General features: G+C 67.7%; 2 protein-coding genes. Both read left to right on the plus strand.

All coding sequences use genetic code 11. The annotated features are described in order from the left end of the window. On the plus strand, window positions 1-1,309 hold a 1,309-nt coding region (mptB, locus tag A2J02_RS12680; protein ID WP_068050514.1), incomplete at its 5' end, for a polyprenol phosphomannose-dependent alpha 1,6 mannosyltransferase MptB. Continuing rightward, window positions 1,306-2,109, plus strand: an 804-nt coding sequence (locus tag A2J02_RS12685) for an ABC transporter ATP-binding protein (protein ID WP_068050513.1), incomplete at its 3' end; no start/stop codon positions are given. The genes mptB and A2J02_RS12685, both read left to right, overlap by 4 nt.

Raw genomic sequence — 2,109 nt, forward strand, 5'->3', positions numbered from 1 at the left:
GGGAGCGACCCCGCGGCGACTCACCCGCTCCCAGATGGACCGCACGTTGCTGCTGTGGATCCTGCCGTTGTGCGTGGCACCGCCGATGTTCTCGCGCGACGTCTACTCGTACCTGGCTCAGAGCGAGATCACCGCACGCGGACTCGACCCGTACGAGGTCGGTCCGGTCGATGCACTCGGGGCCGACAACGTACTGACCCGAACGGTTCCCAACATCTGGCGGGAGACCCCGGCACCCTACGGCCCACTGTTCCTGTGGATGGGGCGTGGCATCACGTACCTGACCGGCGAGAACATCGTCGCCGGCATCTTTCTGCATCGTCTGCTCGCACTGGCGGGCGTGGCGTTGATCGTCTGGTCGCTGCCCCGCCTCGCCCGACGCTGCGGGGTTGCGTCGGTGACGGCACTGTGGCTCGGTGCCGCGAACCCGTTGCTGCTGTTCCACCTGGTCGCCGGTATCCACAACGAGGCCCTGATGATCGGGCTCATGCTGGCCGGTACCGAACTGGCGCTTCGCGCGATCGAGCGCTCGGGTCCCCTCCGCAGCACCGATATTGCATTCCTCGTCGGCGGAGCAGGCCTGATCGCGCTGTCGTCTGCGATCAAGATTCCCTCGCTCATCGCACTCGGTTTCGTGGGGATGGCCCTGTCGAGGCGGTGGGGCGGGACCCTCAGATCCGTGGTGTACGCGGCAATCCTGCTCGGCTCGATCGCCGTCGCGGTCCAAGTCGCGGTGAGCCTGGGCAGTGGGCTCGGCTTCGGCTGGATCAACACTCTGGGGACCGCCGGCGTGGTGCGCAGCTGGATGTCGATTCCCACGATTCTCGGGCTGGGCACCGGATTCGTCGGTGTACTCCTCGGCCTCGGAGACCACACCACCGCCGTGTTGGGTCTCACTCGCCCGATCGCTGCCGTCGTCGCGGGAATCATCGTCGTCCGCATGCTGATCGCCGTTCTGCGCGGCCGGCTACATCCGGTCGGCGCACTCGGCGTCGCGCTCGGTGCCGTCGTCCTGTTGTTCCCCGTGGTCCAACCCTGGTACCTGCTGTGGGCGGTGATTCCGCTGGCGGCATGGGCCACCACTTCCTCGTTCCGGCGTCCGGCCATCGCCTTCTCGTCGTTGGTGAGTGTGATCCTGATGCCGAACGGCAGTGAGTACCAGCCGTTCCAGATCGTGCAGGCCGCAGTCATGACCATCCTGACGATCGCAGTGCTCTACCTGTTCACGCGAAACCGGATGCCGTGGCCCACCCGCACCGGACCACCGGCACGCGACCGCAGCGCAGACGAATACGCTGAGTCCTCGTGATCTCCGGGACGTCCGACGCGACGCAACCTGTCGTACAGCTGACCGACGTACGCAAGTCGTACGACGGTGTCAGTGCCGTCGACGGACTGAGCCTGAACATCGGCCCCGGCGAGGTTCTCGCACTGCTGGGCCCCAACGGTGCCGGAAAGACCACCACCGTCGAGATGTGCGAAGGATTCGTCGTCCCCGACGGCGGCTCGGTCCGAGTCCTCGGACTCGACCCCGTCGCGCAGTCGGCACAGCTGCGGCCACGCATCGGCGTCATGCTCCAGGGCGGCGGTGCATACCCCGGTTCCAAAGCCGGCGAGATGCTCCAACTCGTCGCCTCGTACTCCGCCGACCCCCTCGATCCGGCATGGCTGCTCGACTGCCTCGGCCTCACCTCGGCCGTCCGCACCCCGTACCGGCGGCTCTCCGGTGGGCAACAGCAGCGGCTCGCCCTGGCGTGCGCCATCGTCGGACGGCCCGAACTGGTGTTCCTGGACGAACCGACCGCCGGGCTCGACGCCCAGGCCCGGCTGCTCGTGTGGGAGCTGATCGACGCCCTGCGCCGCGACGGAGTCGGCGTTCTGCTCACGACACATCTGATGGACGAGGCCGAGCAGCTCGCAGACCGGCTGACGATCATCGACAACGGCCGCGTCGTCGCCTCGGGCACCCCCTCGGAGCTGACCAAGCAGGGTGCCGAGGGCCAGCTACGCTTCACCGCACCCCCTGGGCTCGAACTCTCCATGCTCGACGCGGCTCTTCCCCCGGGGTACGTACCGTCCGAACCGACGCCCGGTTCCTATGTGGTCGCC

Origin of the sequence: Rhodococcus sp. EPR-147 (assembly GCF_001647185.1) — a bacterium.
In the GTDB taxonomy this organism is placed as follows: domain Bacteria; phylum Actinomycetota; class Actinomycetes; order Mycobacteriales; family Mycobacteriaceae; genus Rhodococcoides.